16 protein-coding genes and 1 pseudogene are annotated in these 15483 nt (G+C 60.4%); 11 read left to right on the top strand and 6 right to left on the bottom strand.

The annotated features are described in order from the left end of the window. Positions 1 to 24 precede the first annotated feature (24 nt). Together B7Y89_RS07060 and B7Y89_RS07055 are read right to left on the bottom strand one after the other, a co-directional pair. On the bottom strand, positions 25 to 1035 hold the full coding sequence (locus B7Y89_RS07060) for a nitronate monooxygenase (protein WP_292937082.1): 1011 nt from the start codon (positions 1033 to 1035) through the stop codon (positions 25 to 27). A 109-nt stretch (positions 1036 to 1144) separates the two neighbouring features. Then, positions 1145 to 2107, bottom strand: coding sequence for a GGDEF domain-containing protein (locus B7Y89_RS07055; protein ID WP_292937080.1), 963 nt, complete (start codon positions 2105 to 2107; stop codon positions 1145 to 1147). A 395-nt stretch (positions 2108 to 2502) separates the two neighbouring features. Here B7Y89_RS07055 and B7Y89_RS07050 point away from each other — a divergent pair, with 395 nt between their 5' ends. The 4 genes from B7Y89_RS07050 (at position 2503) to B7Y89_RS07035 (ending at position 4475) form a co-directional block, all read left to right on the top strand. Continuing rightward, on the top strand, positions 2503 to 2889 hold the full coding sequence (locus B7Y89_RS07050; protein ID WP_292937078.1) for a DUF3592 domain-containing protein: 387 nt from the start codon (positions 2503 to 2505) through the stop codon (positions 2887 to 2889). 39 nt (positions 2890 to 2928) lie between these two features. Beyond that, a complete protein-coding gene (locus B7Y89_RS07045) occupies positions 2929 to 3603 on the top strand; it encodes a pentapeptide repeat-containing protein (RefSeq protein WP_292937077.1) in 675 nt (224 codons plus the stop codon). Positions 3604 to 3663: 60 nt separating this feature from the next. Next, positions 3664 to 4077 carry a thioesterase family protein gene (locus B7Y89_RS07040; RefSeq protein WP_292937076.1) on the top strand — a complete coding sequence of 138 codons (414 nt, stop codon included), beginning with the start codon at positions 3664 to 3666 and terminating at the stop codon, positions 4075 to 4077. Between the two features lie 152 nt (positions 4078 to 4229). After that, entirely contained in the window at positions 4230 to 4475 is a 246-nt protein-coding gene (locus B7Y89_RS07035) for a DUF1294 domain-containing protein (protein ID WP_292937253.1), read from the top strand. 14 nt (positions 4476 to 4489) lie between these two features. Here B7Y89_RS07035 and B7Y89_RS07030 read toward each other — a convergent pair whose 3' ends face one another. Both B7Y89_RS07030 and ubiG read right to left on the bottom strand, forming a co-directional pair. Beyond that, on the bottom strand, positions 4490 to 4669 hold the full coding sequence (locus B7Y89_RS07030; protein ID WP_292937074.1) for a hypothetical protein: 180 nt from the start codon (positions 4667 to 4669) through the stop codon (positions 4490 to 4492). 13 nt (positions 4670 to 4682) lie between these two features. Continuing rightward, positions 4683 to 5432, bottom strand: a complete 750-nt coding sequence (ubiG, locus tag B7Y89_RS07025; protein ID WP_292937072.1) for a bifunctional 2-polyprenyl-6-hydroxyphenol methylase/3-demethylubiquinol 3-O-methyltransferase UbiG — start codon at positions 5430 to 5432, stop codon at positions 4683 to 4685. Between the two features lie 101 nt (positions 5433 to 5533). Here ubiG and B7Y89_RS07020 point away from each other — a divergent pair, with 101 nt between their 5' ends. Continuing rightward, on the top strand, positions 5534 to 6787 hold the full coding sequence (locus B7Y89_RS07020; protein ID WP_292937251.1) for an aspartate kinase: 1254 nt from the start codon (positions 5534 to 5536) through the stop codon (positions 6785 to 6787). 83 nt (positions 6788 to 6870) lie between these two features. Here the strand turns inward: B7Y89_RS07020 and B7Y89_RS07015 are convergent, their stop codons facing one another. Continuing rightward, the gene (locus B7Y89_RS07015; protein ID WP_292937070.1) at positions 6871 to 8445 is read right to left on the bottom strand and encodes a helicase HerA-like domain-containing protein; all 1575 of its coding nucleotides are present in this window, start codon (positions 8443 to 8445) and stop codon (positions 6871 to 6873) included. Positions 8446 to 8549: 104 nt separating this feature from the next. Here B7Y89_RS07015 and pabB point away from each other — a divergent pair, with 104 nt between their 5' ends. The 4 genes from pabB to arfB are packed head-to-tail and all read left to right on the top strand — an operon-like array spanning position 8550 to position 12641. Further along, positions 8550 to 10337, top strand: a complete 1788-nt coding sequence (pabB, locus tag B7Y89_RS07010) for an aminodeoxychorismate synthase component I (RefSeq protein ID WP_292937068.1) — start codon at positions 8550 to 8552, stop codon at positions 10335 to 10337. A gap of 1 nt (position 10338) precedes the next feature. After that, a complete protein-coding gene (locus tag B7Y89_RS07005; RefSeq protein WP_292937066.1) occupies positions 10339 to 11502 on the top strand; it encodes a pyridoxal phosphate-dependent aminotransferase in 1164 nt (387 codons plus the stop codon). Between the two features lie 37 nt (positions 11503 to 11539). After that, positions 11540 to 12238 (top strand): RluA family pseudouridine synthase, encoded by a 699-nt coding sequence (locus tag B7Y89_RS07000; protein ID WP_292937064.1) that lies wholly within the window; start codon positions 11540 to 11542, stop codon positions 12236 to 12238. Next, the gene (gene arfB, locus B7Y89_RS06995) at positions 12228 to 12641 is read left to right on the top strand and encodes an alternative ribosome rescue aminoacyl-tRNA hydrolase ArfB (protein ID WP_292937062.1); all 414 of its coding nucleotides are present in this window, start codon (positions 12228 to 12230) and stop codon (positions 12639 to 12641) included. The genes B7Y89_RS07000 and arfB overlap by 11 nt, the downstream gene beginning before the upstream one ends. On the opposite strand, the gene murA is transcribed toward arfB, so the two are convergent. Next, complete coding sequence (gene murA, locus B7Y89_RS06990) at positions 12638 to 13921, bottom strand: UDP-N-acetylglucosamine 1-carboxyvinyltransferase (protein ID WP_292937060.1); 1284 nt, start codon at positions 13919 to 13921, stop codon at positions 12638 to 12640. The two genes, arfB and murA, sit on opposite strands and share 4 nt — an antisense overlap. A 157-nt stretch (positions 13922 to 14078) precedes the next feature. On the opposite strand from murA, the gene galU reads away from it, so the two are divergent. Both galU and B7Y89_RS06980 read left to right on the top strand, forming a co-directional pair. Further along, positions 14079 to 14963, top strand: a complete 885-nt coding sequence (gene galU / locus B7Y89_RS06985; protein WP_292937058.1) for a UTP--glucose-1-phosphate uridylyltransferase GalU — start codon at positions 14079 to 14081, stop codon at positions 14961 to 14963. Positions 14964 to 15309: 346 nt separating this feature from the next. Continuing rightward, positions 15310 to 15483: pseudogene (locus tag B7Y89_RS06980) on the top strand (electron transfer flavoprotein subunit beta/FixA family protein); the annotation flags it as partial.

The raw sequence follows: 15483 nt of genomic DNA, 5'->3' as shown, positions 1-15483 counted from the left end.
CGTCAGTTTAACGTTCCTGTCAATTTAGCGTTTGGTCAGCGCCGCTTCGCATTCGGCCAGCAATTGCGCGATGATCTCGGCGACGGGTTCTTCCTTGGTCACCATGCCCACCGATTGGCCTGCCATGACCGAGCCGGTTTCCACATCACCATCAATCACCGCGCGGCGCAATGCCCCTGCCCAAAAGTGCTCGATTTCAAGCTGGGCCTGCCCCATGTCGACAAGGCCTTCGTCGAGCCGCTTGGCCACTTCCACCTGCTTGGCGGTAAACTCTTCGGTGCCCTTGTTCTTCAGGGCGCGGACGGGGATCACGGGGAGGCGCGGATCAACCTGCACGCTGGCCACGGCATCGCGCGCATTGCCCCGGAAGAACGCTTTTTTGAACGCAGGGTGCGCGATGGATTCAGTCGCACAGGCAAAGCGCGTGCCCAATTGCACGCCGCTTGCGCCCATTTCCAGATAGCTGGCGATCATCTCGCCCCGGCCGATGCCGCCTGCCACGAAGACGATGTGATCGGCGGCGAGTTCAGGCAGGAATTCCTGCGCCAGCACCGATGTGGATACAGGGCCAATGTGCCCGCCTGCTTCCGATCCTTCAATCACCAGCGCGTCGGCACCTGACCGCAGCAGCTTTTTGGCCAGCGCCAGCGTAGGCGCAAAGACCAGCACTTTGCCGCCAAATTCCTTGATCGCCTCAACGCTGCCCTTGGGCGGAATGCCGCCTGCCAGCACGACATGGCCGACTTTGTGTTTGGCGCACACCGCGATCAGATCGAACAGCATCGGGTGCATGGTGATCAGGTTCACGCCGAACGGTTTGTCGGTCAGCGCCTTGGTCGCGGTGATTTCGGTATCGAGCAGTTCAGGCGTCATCGCCCCGCAGGCAATCACGCCGAACCCGCCGGCATTGCTGATGGCCGAAACCAGATTGCGTTCGGAAACCCAGCTCATCGCACCACACAGGATTGCATGTTCGGTGCCAAGGAATTCGGCACCACGGCGCATCATGGCAGAGGTTTTTGAGCTGGCAGTCATGAAAGATCGATCCCGTCCGGTAAACTGGCGCGGGCTTTACGGCTCCTTCACGTCTGCAACAAGGCCAGAGTTGGGGGCAGGGCTGATACGCCGCGCCACCGAGGCTTGGCTATTGCGCCAGCATCACCCGATTGCGGCCTTCCGATTTGGCGCGATACAGCGCTTCGTCCGCTGCTTTCAGCGCATCACGCGGATTGGCATGGGCAAAGACATCGGCAATCCCGCCCGAAAACGTGATCTGGCCAATCGGTTCTTCATTGGACCGGTTCACAAAGCTGCGGTTCGAAAAGTTCTCGCGCACGGCGTCCAGCTTTTCAAAGGCTTCCTGCGGTGTCTTGCCCCGGAACAGCATGACAAACTCTTCGCCGCCCTGCCGCGCCACATGGCAATTGTCATTGGTGATGCGCGCCAAAGTTTCGCCAATCGCGCGGATCACGCGATCGCCGGTATCGTGGCCGTGGGTATCGTTCACGCGCTTGAAGTGGTCGATATCGCAAAACGCCACGCACAGGTTTTCTGCTTCCTGCCGTGCTTCGCGGTAATGCTTGTCCAGAATGGCCTCGAACGCGCGGCGGTTCGGCAGGCCGGTCAGGTGGTCGATGTCGGCGTCGTGCTTGGCCTTGTCCAGTTCCTGGCGCAGCTTGCGCGTTTCATCCGCGCTGCGCTTCATCTCGGCTGCAAAGTGCGATGTGCGGTCAATCATTTCCTTGGCGAGCGCTTCCATCGCCACCAGTGCATTATCCGCATCGGAATTCGCCGCATTGGTCACGTGCGCGGCAATTTCTGTATTGTAATTCGTCGCGGCATCGCTTGCCGACGTTGTAGTCGTCACAAAGCTGTCGAGCGATGTTTCCAGATGCCCGATGATCTTTTTGACACCCTCTTGCGTGTCATCGGGAGTGCGGTTCTGGTCAAGCCATTCCTGCGTGATCTTTTCGCCGGTCTTGCGCCGTTCCATGATCTTGCGCGCAAGATTGGCATCATCGCCCGAAAAGGCCGCATGTGCCGCCAGAAGATTGCCCGGCGTGACCAGCAGGCCATTTCCGAGCAAAAGCTCTGAAATCTCGTCCATCAGCATTTGCTGTGCGATGTCTTGAGGAGAGGTGCCGCTGCTCCTGGAGCGTTGCGAGGTTTTGCTATCGCCGTCATCTGCAGAAATATCGATTGCAGACCCGTTACCGAATAAACGAAAGAGGCGCGAACCGCCTCCAAACTCCACACCCATAACTACCCCCGAATGCGACAGACTTCTGCTGTGTTGGTCGCCGTGATGGCGCTTACCAGCTTGCATCGACACATTTACGGTGAGGGGTCATAATCTTTCGTACACCATTACCGTGCGTAGTTTTCCGGAGTGCCCGAAGGTTTTGTGTTAGATTGTCTGAGCAAGGTGGAACTCCCGCAAACGCGTACTTGTCGCCCCCGGCATTGATCCTTTGGCAGGTTTTTTATGCGATAACCGCTCGCATGGAACGTGTTATCATCTGGACAGTGCTGGTTTTTAGCGGGCTTTGCCTGTGGTTGCTGCTCCGCCATGACTGGCTGCGGTGGACCCGCCCGATGTGCGAAGCCGAGGCCGAGATCATTGGCCAACGAATGACATGGAGCGACAGCACGCGCACTTATGCGGCACGGCTGCGGTTTGCAGTGGACGGCCAAGTCTATGATGTGACCGACCAGCTCTATGGCTCAAAGGCAGCAATCGCGGTTGGCACACGCTGCCGGATCACTTGGCCGCAGGGACGTCCTGATCTTGCCCGCATCCCGCGTCCGTGGATGTGGGTTGGGGTCTATGCCTTCCTGCTTTACGTCTTCGGGATCATGGCCGGGAAGCTTGGCGGCCTTATTGAATAGCGCTGGTCTGCGCAAAGACCGCCCTCTATGCCGGAGGCTATGACCCTTTCCCCGATCATCGCAGAAGCCCAAACCCGTGCCACCATTACGCCCCTCGTCGGCGCGCCCCGGCACCTTGTTGACTGCGAGCTGGATGAGGCCGACCTGAGCAAACTCGACTTGTCGGGCTGGACGTTTGAGCGGTGCAGTTTGCGCCATACGGATTTCAGCGGAGCGAACCTTGCCAACTCGACATGGCAATCCTGCCGTGCCGCTTTCGCGAATTTCAGTGCTGCTGATCTTGCCGAAGCTGTTGTGAAGGCGAGCGATTTCAACAACGCCGCATTCCGTCGCGCCAACATCGCTGCCACCACTTTTACCGCCACCCGCATGACCGGCGCAGACTTTCATGGTGCCAAGGGCATGGGCTTTGCGTTTGAAGAAGTTCTGCTGGTGGGCGCGCGGCTGGCGGGCCTGTCATTCCGCAAAGAGGTGTTGCGCCGCGTTGATCTGGCGCAGGCAGACCTGACCAAATGCGATTTCCGCGCCACTGTTTTCGAAGGATGCAGCTTGCGCGAAGCCAATATGGACGGCGCACAATTTGCGGGCGCTGATTTACGTGGTGCCGACCTTGGTGGATTGAAGCTTGAAGATGCCGCCTTGTTTCGCGGCGCGGTCATTTCCCGCGAACAGGCAGAGCAATTGCTGTCCGGCTGGGGCCTGCTGATCCGGTAAAAATTGCCAGCAAAAGGATGGTGCGCGGCCTATCGTAGCTGCGCGAATCATGATATCTACATGAGTGTGAACAAGCCAGACCCCCACCTCGTCCCGATCACTGTCCAGCCCTCTGATATTGATTTCATGGGCCACGTTAACAATGCCAATTATCTCAACTGGGTACAGGACGCGGTGATTGATCACTGGCGCACTTTCGCCCCGGCCGATGCGGTTGCCGCGCACTTGTGGGTCGCGCTGAAGCACGAAATTACCTACCGCCGCCCGACCTTCCTTGATGATACCGTGATCGCGCACGTCATCCTTGAAAAGGTGCAGGGCGCGCGCGCTTTTTACGAAACGATCATCAAGCGCGGCGAAGACGTGCTGGCCGAAGTCAAATCAAGCTGGTGCTGCCTCGATGCCGAAACACTCCGGCCTGCGCGGCTGGCGCGTGATCTGATTGAAAAGTTTCTGCCCACCCCGGCAGATTGACTGCAGGCCTCGTTTTGGCGGCTAATCAAAGGCTTGTCCGGCAGTTGTCAGATTAAACCTTTCGTTGACTTCGTGCGGCTAGTTCGAGGCAGATGATTACGTCCCCTGACTCGCTGCTGACTCCGGCCAATCTCGTTACAGCATTTGTGGCCATGAATTTCTTCGCATTTGCGTCGTTCGGCATCGACAAGTGGAAGGCCGAGACCGGCCGATGGCGGACCAGCGAAGCGACGTTGTTATGGCTGGCGTTTCTCGGCGGTTCGCCCGGAGCGTTCTTGGGCCGGGCCCTTTTCCGGCACAAAACGCGCAAACAGCCATTCGTCGAGCAGCTCTACACTATCGCTTTTTTGCAGGTGATGGGCGCAGGGGCGTGGCTGGGTTGGCAACTCGCGGGCTGAGAAGCTGTGATCGCCTAACGCAGCTTGGCGATGTTCAGGCTGTCGGCTTTGGCGCGGGTTTTCACTGATTCCTCGCTGCGGGTCAGTGCCTTGGCGATGGATTTCAGGGGCATGCCCTTCTTTGCCAGCGTATGCAGCTTCTGGATTTCATCAGGAGTCCACGCCTGCTTGTGACGCTCGAAACGCTCGGCCATCGGGTAATCCTTATTAGCCGCGAGTGGCGGTGACGATGTAATTCAGCGCAAGGTTATCCGATAAATGAAGCCCGCGCGATGGCCCCCACGAAATCCCCATAGGATTGCCCATCTTCAGGCCCGCCGCATCCAGCAGGTCGTGCAGTTCAATCGGGGTGATGAAATCATCCCAGTGGTGCGTGCCGCGCGGCACCATACCCAGCGCCTCGGCGCCTTCCACCAGCAATAAACGCGATTGCGTGGTGCGGTTGGGGGTGGACAGGATCATCAATCCGCCATCGGCCAGCGCAGCTTCAAGCGCAGCCACGAACGCGGCCTTGTCAGCCACATGCTCGATCACTTCCATGGACGTCACCAGATCGAACCCGGCAAGGCCAAGCTGCCCGACATCGCCGCACTGGTAATCAATCATCAGGCCTGATCCGGCAGCGTGTGCCTGCGCTGCGGCAATATTTTCAAACGCCGCGTCAACGCCGCTTACCTCTGCGCCCAGCCGTGCCAGCGGCTCGCACAACAACCCGGCGCCGCAGCCCACATCCAGCGCGCGCTTGCCCGCCAGTGGCTTCACCCCGCGCGAATCGGTGCCGAAGTGCGAATCGATAGCTTCGCGGATAAAGCCCAGCCGCACCGGGTTCAGCTTGTGCAGCATGGCGGACGAACCCTTGGGATTCCACCAGTCTGCCGCCAGCTTGCCGAAATGGGCGGCTTCATCGGCCCGGATCGTTTTCTGACCCATGGTGTGCGCAGAGGTTGCATTGCTCATGCCCCCCCACTAAAGCGCCCGCGCCGCATGGTCTATGGCCCATGCGTGCAAGATTCTTTCGTTTGTTCAAGTTGGGAGCTTCGCCCTTGGCCCGCATCGTGATGAAATTCGGCGGCACGTCGATGGCCGGAACCGAGCGCATCCGCCGCGTGGCGCGCATTGTGCAGCGCCAGCAAGCTGCGGGGCACGAAGTTGCGGTTGTCGTTTCGGCCATGGCCGGTGAGACGGACCGCCTCGTAAACTTCTGCCGTGAAGCCGACCCGCTTTACGATCCCGCCGAATATGACGTGGTCGTCGCCAGTGGCGAACAAGTCACCTCAGGCCTGCTGGCCATGCATTTGCAGGCGCTGGGCTGCAAGGCGCGGTCATGGCTCGGCTGGCAAGTGCCGATCAAGACAGACGATGCACACGCCAAGGCGCGCATTGAAGATATCGACGCCGCAGCCCTGATGGCCAGCATGGCCTCGGGCGAAATCGCGGTCATTCCGGGCTTTCAGGGCATCAGCCCCGCAGGACGTATCACAACGCTGGGTCGTGGCGGTTCGGACACGTCGGCGGTTGCGGTGGCCGCAGCGGTCAAGGCGGATCGTTGCGATATCTATACCGACGTTGACGGCGTTTATACCACCGACCCGCGCATCGTGGCCAAAGCGCGCAAGCTGAAAAATGTCACGTACGAGGAAATGCTCGAACTGGCTTCGGTAGGCTCGAAAGTGTTGCAGACCCGCTCGGTCAGCCTCGCCATGAAGGAAGGCGTGCGGGTGCAAGTGCTTTCCTCGTTTATCGATGATGATGCCCCCGCCGCAGATACCATCCCCGGCACGATGATTGTCAGCGATGACGAGCTTGCCAGAATCCAAGAGGGACTTGATATGGAACGCCAGCTGATCACCGGCATCGCAGCCGACAAGAACGAAGCCAAGATCACCCTGACGCGCATTGCCGACCGCCCCGGCGCGGTGGCCGCGATCTTCGGCCCGCTGGCTGCGGCCAATATCAACGTCGATATGATTATCCAGAATATCGCCAAGGATCGTGGCGAAACCGACGTAACCTTTACCGTGCCGATCAGCGATCTGGCCCGCACGCAAAGCCTGCTGGAAGAGCGCAAGGACACCATCGGTTATTACCGCATGCTGGCCAACAGCAAGGTCGCCAAGATCAGTGTCGTCGGTGTCGGTATGCGCAGCCACGCAGGCGTTGCCGCCACGATGTTCCGCGCGCTGGCTGATCGCGGGATCAACATCCAGGCGATCACCACCAGCGAAATCAAGGTTTCGGTGCTGATTGACGAGGACGAAACCGAACTCGCCGTCCGCGTCCTGCACACCGCCTATGAAATGGACGGCGAATAAGCCGCCACATTCCCTAAACCCCCCTCCCGCATGCGGGAGGGGTTGGGGGTGGGCTTACGGCGATTGCGTCTGCAAACGCCATCTTACCGCAGCAAACCACCCAGCACACCGCGCGCAAAGCGGCCAAACGCCTCGCCGCCAATCGATGTCGCAATCGATCCGGCAATCGCGGTAATCCCCGATGCCACCGGCGCAGACCGCGTCTTCTTGCCGGTAATCTTGGCCGCAATCACCGCACCTGCCGATGATGCAACCGCACCTGCTGCCGCCTTGCCGGCGCGCTCCCACATGGAAGTCGTCCGGCGGGGGGCTGCACGCTGCTTTTCCTCACCCTCTTCCTCAACTTGCTGGGCTGCCGCTGCTGCATCCGATGCCTTTTGCGCCAGAATTTCGGCGGCGGATTCGCGGTTCAGCGCTTCATCGTACTTGCCCTCGAACGGGCTGATCGACTGGATGATCGCGCGCTCTTTGGGTGTGATCGGCCCAAGGCGCGAACGTGGCGGCGTGATCATCGTGCGTTGCACCACCGATGGCGAACCATCTTCGTTCAGTGTGGAAACCAGCGCCTCGCCCACGCGCAGTTCGGTGATCACTGTTTCAACGTCCAGATCCTTGTTGATCCGGAACGTCTCCGCCGCTGCCTTGATCGCGCGCTGGTCACGCGGGGTGAAAGCGCGCAGGGCGTGTTGCACGCGGTTGCCCAATTGGCCTGCGATTTTCTCAGGAATATCAATCGGGTTCTGCGAGATGAAATAGACGCCCACACCCTTTGACCGGATCAGGCGCACCACTTGTTCCACTTTGTCCATCAGCGCATCGGGCGCATCTTCGAACAGCAAGTGCGCTTCATCAAAGAAGAACACGAGGCACGGCTTTTCGGGATCACCCACTTCGGGCAATGCTTCGAACAGTTCCGAAAGCAGCCACAGCAGGAAGGTTGCATACAGCTTGGGGCTTTGCATCAGCTTGTCGGCTGCCAGCACATTGACAATGCCGCGCCCCTGATCGTCCGTCTTCAGGAAATCGTTGATTTCGAACGCAGGTTCGCCAAAAAAGCGGTCCGCGCCCTGGCTTTCGAACGCCAGCAATTGCCGCTGGATCGTGCCCACGCTGGCCTTGGATACGTTGCCGTACTTGCCGGACAATTCGCTGGCATTTTCTGCGCAGGCCATCAGCACCGATTGCAGATCGGGCAGATCGATCAGCAGCAGCCCGTTATCATCGGCATAGCGGAACGCGATGTTCAACACGCCTTCCTGCGTATCGTTCAGCCCCATCAACCGCGCCAGCAGCAGCGGCCCCATTTCGGAAATCGTCGTGCGGATGGGATGGCCGCTCTCACCGTACAGGTCCCAGAACACCGCCGGATTGTCGGCATAGGCATAATCGGTGATGCCAAGGTCCTTCGCCCGCGATTCGAGGCTGGCGGCGTGTTTGAAGGTGGGGCTGCCGGCCATCGCAATGCCCGAAAGATCGCCTTTCACATCGGCCATGAATACGGGCACGCCACGGTTGGAAAACTGTTCGGCAATGCCTTGCAAAGTCACCGTTTTACCGGTGCCGGTTGCCCCTGCAATCAGCCCGTGGCGGTTGGCACGGCGCAGCCGCAGCACTTGTTTTTCGCCGTTTGAAGCCAGCCCGAGGTAGATATCGTCCATGCAATGTGTCCCATCCATTTGCCCGATGATTACGGCCCGAACGGCGCAGTTGCGAGTGGTTTTTGCATCCCCGGCGCGGAACGGCTAGAGGCCAGCCAAACACCATGACCCGCGCCCCCTTCATCCTTCTCGACGACGCCCGCAGTGACGGTGCCAGCGACGCGCGCCTTTATGAGGATGTCCTCGAACTGGTCATCGCACGCCGCCCCGATGAGGTGGAATCCGCGCTGGCGCAAATCGCCGCCACGCCCGGCGATTGGGCAGGTTATCTTGCCTATGAAGCAGGCCTTGCGCTGGAACCGCGCCTTGCGCCTCTGGCCGATGAACGCACCGGTGCGGCAGGCCCGCTGGTGTGGTTTGCCCGCTTCGGCAAAGTCACACGCATGCCCAGCGCCGAAGTGGAACGCTGGTTGGCTGCAAAGGCCACCGGCCCCGGCAGGCTTGGCCAGATGGGAGCCGCTTTGTCCTGTGGCGGCTATGCCCGCGCGTTCAACCTTGTGCAGGAAGCCATCCGCGCGGGCGACATCTATCAGGCCAATCTCACCTTTCCGCTGGCGGGCACTTGGGACGGTGATCCGCTGGCGATCTATGCTGATGTCCGCCGTGATGCACGCGCGGGCTATGGCGGGGTGATTTGGGATGGCGGGCATTGGCACCTCTCGTTCTCGCCCGAACTGTTCTTCAAACTGGCCGATGGTCAAGCCCGCGTCCGCCCGATGAAGGGCACCGCCCCGCGCGGGCACACGCCTGACGAGGACGCTCGCTTCAAGGCCGATCTTTCGGCCAGCGTCAAAGATCGCGCCGAAAACCTGATGATCGTTGACCTTATGCGCAATGATCTGGCGCGCGTATCGCAGGCAGGCTCGGTCAAAGTCGAAGCGCCTTTCGCCATCGAAAGCTATCCCACCGTCCACCAGATGGTCACTACGGTCAACGCCCGCCTTTCACCCGGCGAGGACGTGCGCAGCCTGCTGCGCGCCATCTTCCCCTGCGGATCGATCACCGGCGCTCCCAAAATTCGCGCCATGGAAATCATCCAGCAGGCCGAACGCGATGCGCGCGGGCTCTATTGCGGATCGATCGGGCGGATAGACCCCTCTGGCGATGCCGCGTTCAATGTGGCAATCCGTACCGTGCGCCTCAGCAGCGATCATCCGGGGGCTTCTGGTGGTCGCGCGGTCATGGGGGTGGGATCGGCGGTTGTTGCCGATTCCGTCATGATCGGCGAATGGCGCGAATGCGTGGTGAAGGGGAATTTCTTGCGTCTGACTGCCGGCCATGCCGACCTTATTGAAACGATGGCGTTCGATCCGGCAAAGGGGATCGAACTGCTGGAACTGCATCTGGAACGGATGAAGGCCAGCGCGCTCGCGCTCGGCTTCAGCTTTGATCGCCACGCCATCCGCAATGCCATTCACGCGCTGTGCTTCGATCTGGAAGCGCCCGCCAAAGTGCGCTTGGTCGTCTCCAAAGGCGGGGCGCATGCGCTCGAATCTTCGGCCATTCCTGCGCCTCTGGAATCGATCACATGCGCGGTCCTACCGCTGCCAGTGTCTGATGGCGATTGGCGTTTGCGCCACAAGACCACCGATCGCGGCTTTTACGAAGCAGGCCTTGCCGCCGCCAAAAGGGCAGGTGCGGGCGAGGCGCTGTTCCTGCGCGATGACGGCCTGATCACCGAAGGCACGTTTACCAACGTCTTTGTCGAGCGCGATGGCACCTTGCTCACCCCGCGCGCAGACCTTGGCCTGTTGCCCGGCGTGTTGCGCCGCCATCTGATCGAAGCAGGCCGCGCGGTTGAGGCAGACCTGACGCTTAATGATCTGGCGGGCGGCTTCCTCGTCGGCAACGCCTTGCGCGGCTTGATAACCGCGCGGTTGATCGGTGCCTGACATGCTTTCCCAAGCCCTAGCGCGGATTGCCCCGTCACAGACCACCGCGATCACTGACCGCGCGATCCAGCTTCGCGCCGAGGGCCGCGATGTCATCTCGCTCTCAGTCGGCGAACCCGATTTCGCCACGCCGCCCCATGTCATTCAGGCCGCCAAGGATGCGCTGGACGCAGGCGATACCAAGTATACCGCCGTCATGGGCACCGCCGCCTTGCGTGAAGCTGCTGCGCTCCACTTCAAACGCGATCTCGGCATCGATATCCCGCCATCGCAAGTGATCGTCAGCGCAGGCGGCAAACAGGCGATCTTTCACGCTCTGCTGGCCACGCTTGATCCCGCAGATGAAGTTCTGATCCCGTCCCCGTGGTGGGTCAGCTATCCCGAAATCGTGCGCTTTACCGGCGCTGCCGTGGTCGATCTGCCCACTACGGCGGCAGGCGGTTTCCGCATCACGCCCGCCCAGCTTGAAGCTGCGATCACGCCTGCCACGCGCTGGCTCCTGCTCAACAGCCCCGGCAACCCCACCGGCGCAACATACCCCGCCGCCGAACTGCGCGCGCTTGGCGAAGTGCTGCGCCGCCACCCGCGGATGCTGGTGATGAGCGACGATATCTACGCTCCGCTGCGCTATGGCGAGGGCATGCACGCCACGCTGGCGGTGGAATGCCCCGATCTGGCAGAGCGCATCCTCACCGTTTCGGGCGTATCCAAAAGCCACGCGATGACCGGCTTCCGCATCGGCGTTTCGGCAGGTCCGGCATGGCTCATCAGTGCGATGGGCCGGTTGCAATCGCATTCCTCGGGCAATCCTGCCTCGATCAGCCAGGCCGCCGCCGTCGCAGCGTTCGAAGGCCCGCAGGAATTCCTGCTCGATTGGCGCGAACGCTTCCGCGCGCGGCGCGATATGGTCGTGGCGGCCATCAATGCGATCCCCGGTCTCAGCACGCCCGTGCCAGATGGCGCATTCTATTGCATGATCGATGCCGCGCCCCTGATGGGCCGCTTCGGAGATGATGCAGCCCTGTGCCTGCACTTGTTGGAAAGCGGCGTCGCGGTCGTCCCCGCCACGGCCTTTGGCGGGCGCGATGGCTTTCGCATCAGCTTTGCCGCAGACGATGCCAAGTTGACCGAGGCTGTGCGCCGCATCGCCGCCGCCGTAGCCTGAAATTACGGCCCGCTTTGGGCCACTGGAACACATTGCAATGATTGATTTTTCCATCCTGTTCGAAGACGGCGAAGCCCTTGTCATCGACAAGCCCGCAGGCCTCCCGCTGGATCGCCCTCGCGCAGGGGGCGAGGCTTTGGAAGATCACCTCGATGCCATGCGCTTCGGCTTCCAGCGCGAACCGTTCCCCGTCCACCGGCTTGACCGCGATACATCGGGCTGCCTGCTGCTGGCGCGCAATCCCAAGGCATTGAAGCGCTTTTCCGCCGCTTTCGAAGCGCGCGAGGTGAGCAAAGTCTATCTCGGCATCGTCGCGGCCGAAGTAAAGGGCGAGCAAGGCACCATCGATCTTTCCCTGCTCAAGATCAGCTCTGTTGAAAACGGCTGGCGGATGATCGCTGCCAAAAAGGGCAAGCCCGCCGTCACGCACTGGAAGGTCATCGCGCGCCAACCCGGCAAGACGCTGGTCGAATTCCGCCCTGAAACCGGCCGCACTCACCAGATCCGCGTTCATGCGCTGGCTGGCCTTGGTGCCGCGCTGGTCGGCGATCCGATCTATGGCGACGGGCAGGGGGCGATGCGCACCATGCTCCACGCCGCTGCGCTCACCATCCCGCGCGCTGGTAAAGACCCCATCGTGGCGCACGCACCCCTGCCAATGGACTTTGATGCGATGGGCTTTGACCTGCCCGAACCGGCGGATAAGCCTGAAATAGCGGTCGAAGATGACACCTGACGCGCTCGTCGCCTATGCCCTGACGCTGGTCGAAGAAAGCTTCATCGCGTCCGCAGGCCCGGGCGGGCAGAACGTCAATAAAGTTGCCACCGCCGTGCAAATCCGGCTCGATGTCTATGCGCTGCGCTTAGCTCCGCCGGTATTCCACCGGCTAAAGGAACTGGCTGGCAGCAAATTCACCGCCAAGGGTGAAATCGTGATGACCGCGCGCAGCTATCGCACGCAGGAACAAAACCGCGAAGACGCGCGCAAACGCCTTGGCGAATTGCTGCGCGATGCGATGAACCTTCCCGCCAAACGCGCCAAATCCCGCCTCAACCGCGTCGGCAAAGTGCAACGGCTGGAAGGCAAGAAGATACGCGGCACGATCAAAGCCGGGCGCGGAAAAGTGCGGCTGGATTAATCCCCGCCGACGCGCTCAATCTCGGCGCCCAGCAATTGCAGCTTTTCCTCAAGCCGCTCGTACCCGCGATCAAGGTGGTACAGCCGGTGAACCTGCGTTTCGCCCTCAGCAGCAAGGCCTGCGATCACAAGGCTCATCGATGCGCGCAGATCGGTCGCCATCACTTCGGCACCCGTCAGCGTGTCAACGCCGTGGACCACTGCGGTGCGACCCTTGGTTTCAATCCGCGCGCCCATGCGGTTCAGTTCGGGGACGTGCATGTACCGGTTTTCAAAGATCGTTTCGGTCAGCACCGATGATCCCTTGGCAAGGCACAGCATCGCCATCAATTGTGCCTGCATATCGGTGGCAAAACCGGGGTAAGGCGCGGTTGACAGCGTGACCGGCTTGATCGGGCCGTCTGCCGCCACATAAATGCCGCCCGCGCGTGGTTCCACAAACACGCCTGCATCGCGCAATGCCTGCACGGTGGCTTCCATGTCCTCGATCTTCGCGCCCTTGAGCATCACATCGCCGCCGGTGATCGCCGCGGCACAGGCATAAGACCCCGCTTCGATCCGGTCCGGCATGACCATATAGGTCGCGCCATGCAGACGGTCGACGCCGTGGATCGTCAGGTCAGACGTGCCGATGCCTTCAATCTGGCCGCCCATCGCCACCAGCAGGTTGCACAGGTCAACGATTTCCGGCTCGCGCGCCGCATTGTGCAGCGTCGATTTGCCCTTGCACAAAACCGCCGTCATCAGCGCATTCTCGGTCGCGCCAACCGACACCACGGGGAACGAATAACGCCCGCCCGGAAGCCCGCCATCAGGCGCAATCGCGCGCACATAACCCGCCGCCAATTCAATCGTCGCGCCCAATGCTTCCAGCACTTTCAGGTGCAGATCGATCGGGCGGTTGCCAATCGCACAGCCACCCGGTAGCGAAACCGTGGCCTCGCCCGCGCGCGCCAGCATCGGCCCCAGCACAAGGATCGACGCGCGCATCTTGCGCACCAGATCATAAGGAGCAACGGTCGAGGTTAACCGCGTTGCCTGAAGCGTCATCACCCGACCGAAATCTTCGGGCCGCGCGCCTGCAATAGAGGTGGAAATGCCGAACTGGTTCAGCAGGTGCTGGAACCCGTCAATGTCTGCCAGACGCGGCAGATTGCGCAAAGTCAGCGGCTCGTCGGTCAACAATGCGCACGGCAACAAAGTGAGTGCTGAGTTCTTCGCGCCTGAAACCGGAAGTGTGCCTGAAAGGCGCTTTCCGCCGCGGATTATAATTTTGTCCATTTTTTTCATTTAACCAGTTTGCATTGGGGCGCAAGTATGCCGACCGGCGTTCTATCGAAGGTACGTGGGGCTCTGGCGCTAACACATTGACATTTGTTCGAAGTAATCGTGCAATTCATCACAATATTGCAATAACCCATTGGTTAAAAGGGAAACGATGACCGAAACTTCCAAGCGCAAGCCGATCCGCAAAGCCGTTTTTCCCGTTGCGGGCCTTGGCACGCGGTTTCTTCCGGCAACCAAAGCTATCCCCAAGGAAATGCTGCCGATCATTGATCGCCCGCTGATCCAATATGCGGTGGACGAAGCGCGCGAAGCCGGAATCGAACAGCTCATCTTCGTAACCGGTCGCGGCAAAACGTCGATTGTCGAACATTTCGACACCGCTTATGAACTTGAACATACGATGGGCAGCCGTGGCAAAGACCTTTCGGTGCTCGATGATACGCGTATTCAGCCGGGCAATCTTGTCACCGTGCGCCAGCAAGTGCCGATGGGCCTTGGTCACGCCATCTGGTGCGCGCGCGCGGTTGTGGGTGATGAGCCCTTTGCCATTTTCCTGCCTGATGAAATGATGGTCGGCAGCCCCGGCTGCATGAAGCAAATGGTTGAGGCCTACAACGAAGTCGGCGGCAATCTGATCTCTGTCCTTGAAGTGCCTGAAGAAGAAGTATCCAGCTATGGCGTGATCGCTCCGGGCGCGCGCATTTCCGATACTCTCACCGAAGTTACCGGTCTGGTCGAAAAGCCCAAGCGTGAAGATGCACCGTCAAACCTGATCATTTCAGGACGCTACATCCTCCAGCCTGAAGTGATGCGCTTGCTTGAAGGGCAGGAAAAGGGTGCAGGCGGTGAAATCCAGTTGACTGACGCCATGGCCCGCATGATCGGCCAGCAGCCGTTCCACTCGGTCAAGTTTGCCGGCCGCCGCTTTGACTGCGGCAGCAAGGCGGGGTTCGTCGAAGCCACCATCACACTTGCGTTGGAACGCGCCGATCTGGCCGATGACGTGCGCGCCATCATGCAGCGTCTGCTCGCCTGATCGCCCGAAATCCTTTGCGCTTCCCATCCATTGCATAAACTTCCTTGTCATTGCGAGGAAGCAAAGCCGACGAGGCAATCCAGAGCCGTTATACCCCGCTCTGGATTGCTTCTCCCCGCTGCGCGGGGTTCGCAATGACGAAGTGGTTGCAAACATCATAAGCGCCAAAGTCTTTTGCAAAGGCCGCCCTGCAACCCACGCGGGCGGCCTTTGTTGCAACAAACTTGCAAAGTCCCTCTTTGCACCTTTGCAAGTTTACCGTGGACAGCGCCGCCAAACCTCGCCATCGGCATGATGGCAAGGGATGCACCGCATCCACAGCCAGTCTATGTCAGGAGCAAATGCCATGAAAGCCCTGGTCTGCGTGAAGCGCGTGATCGATTACAACGTGAAGCCGCGAGTGAAGGCGGATGGTACGGGTGTTGATCTTGCGAACGTGAAGATGAGCATGAACCCGTTTGACGAGATCGCGGTTGAGGAAGCCATTCGCCTGAAGGAAAAGGGCGTTGTGACCGAGATT

This window comes from Novosphingobium sp. 32-60-15, from assembly GCF_002280675.1.
Classification (GTDB): domain Bacteria; phylum Pseudomonadota; class Alphaproteobacteria; order Sphingomonadales; family Sphingomonadaceae; genus Novosphingobium.
The sequence above is the reverse complement of the archived record's forward strand: the minus strand, read 5'-3'. Positions and strand labels throughout refer to the sequence as shown.

Coding starts and splice junctions, on each gene's coding strand:
- galU (WP_292937058.1), top strand. CDS start 14,079: ATGACCGAAACTTCCAAGCGCAAGCCGATCCGCAAAGCCGTTTTTCCC.
- B7Y89_RS07035 (WP_292937253.1), top strand. CDS start 4,230: ATGAATTTCTTCGCATTTGCGTCGTTCGGCATCGACAAGTGGAAGGCC.
- B7Y89_RS07030 (WP_292937074.1), bottom strand. CDS start 4,669: ATGGCCGAGCGTTTCGAGCGTCACAAGCAGGCGTGGACTCCTGATGAA.
- murA (WP_292937060.1), bottom strand. CDS start 13,921: ATGGACAAAATTATAATCCGCGGCGGAAAGCGCCTTTCAGGCACACTT.
- arfB (WP_292937062.1), top strand. CDS start 12,228: ATGACACCTGACGCGCTCGTCGCCTATGCCCTGACGCTGGTCGAAGAA.
- ubiG (WP_292937072.1), bottom strand. CDS start 5,432: ATGAGCAATGCAACCTCTGCGCACACCATGGGTCAGAAAACGATCCGG.
- B7Y89_RS07045 (WP_292937077.1), top strand. CDS start 2,929: ATGACCCTTTCCCCGATCATCGCAGAAGCCCAAACCCGTGCCACCATT.
- B7Y89_RS07005 (WP_292937066.1), top strand. CDS start 10,339: ATGCTTTCCCAAGCCCTAGCGCGGATTGCCCCGTCACAGACCACCGCG.
- pabB (WP_292937068.1), top strand. CDS start 8,550: ATGACCCGCGCCCCCTTCATCCTTCTCGACGACGCCCGCAGTGACGGT.
- B7Y89_RS07040 (WP_292937076.1), top strand. CDS start 3,664: ATGAGTGTGAACAAGCCAGACCCCCACCTCGTCCCGATCACTGTCCAG.
- B7Y89_RS07060 (WP_292937082.1), bottom strand. CDS start 1,035: ATGACTGCCAGCTCAAAAACCTCTGCCATGATGCGCCGTGGTGCCGAA.
- B7Y89_RS07020 (WP_292937251.1), top strand. CDS start 5,534: ATGAAATTCGGCGGCACGTCGATGGCCGGAACCGAGCGCATCCGCCGC.
- B7Y89_RS07050 (WP_292937078.1), top strand. CDS start 2,503: ATGGAACGTGTTATCATCTGGACAGTGCTGGTTTTTAGCGGGCTTTGC.
- B7Y89_RS07015 (WP_292937070.1), bottom strand. CDS start 8,445: ATGGACGATATCTACCTCGGGCTGGCTTCAAACGGCGAAAAACAAGTG.
- B7Y89_RS07000 (WP_292937064.1), top strand. CDS start 11,540: ATGATTGATTTTTCCATCCTGTTCGAAGACGGCGAAGCCCTTGTCATC.
- B7Y89_RS07055 (WP_292937080.1), bottom strand. CDS start 2,107: ATGGACGAGATTTCAGAGCTTTTGCTCGGAAATGGCCTGCTGGTCACG.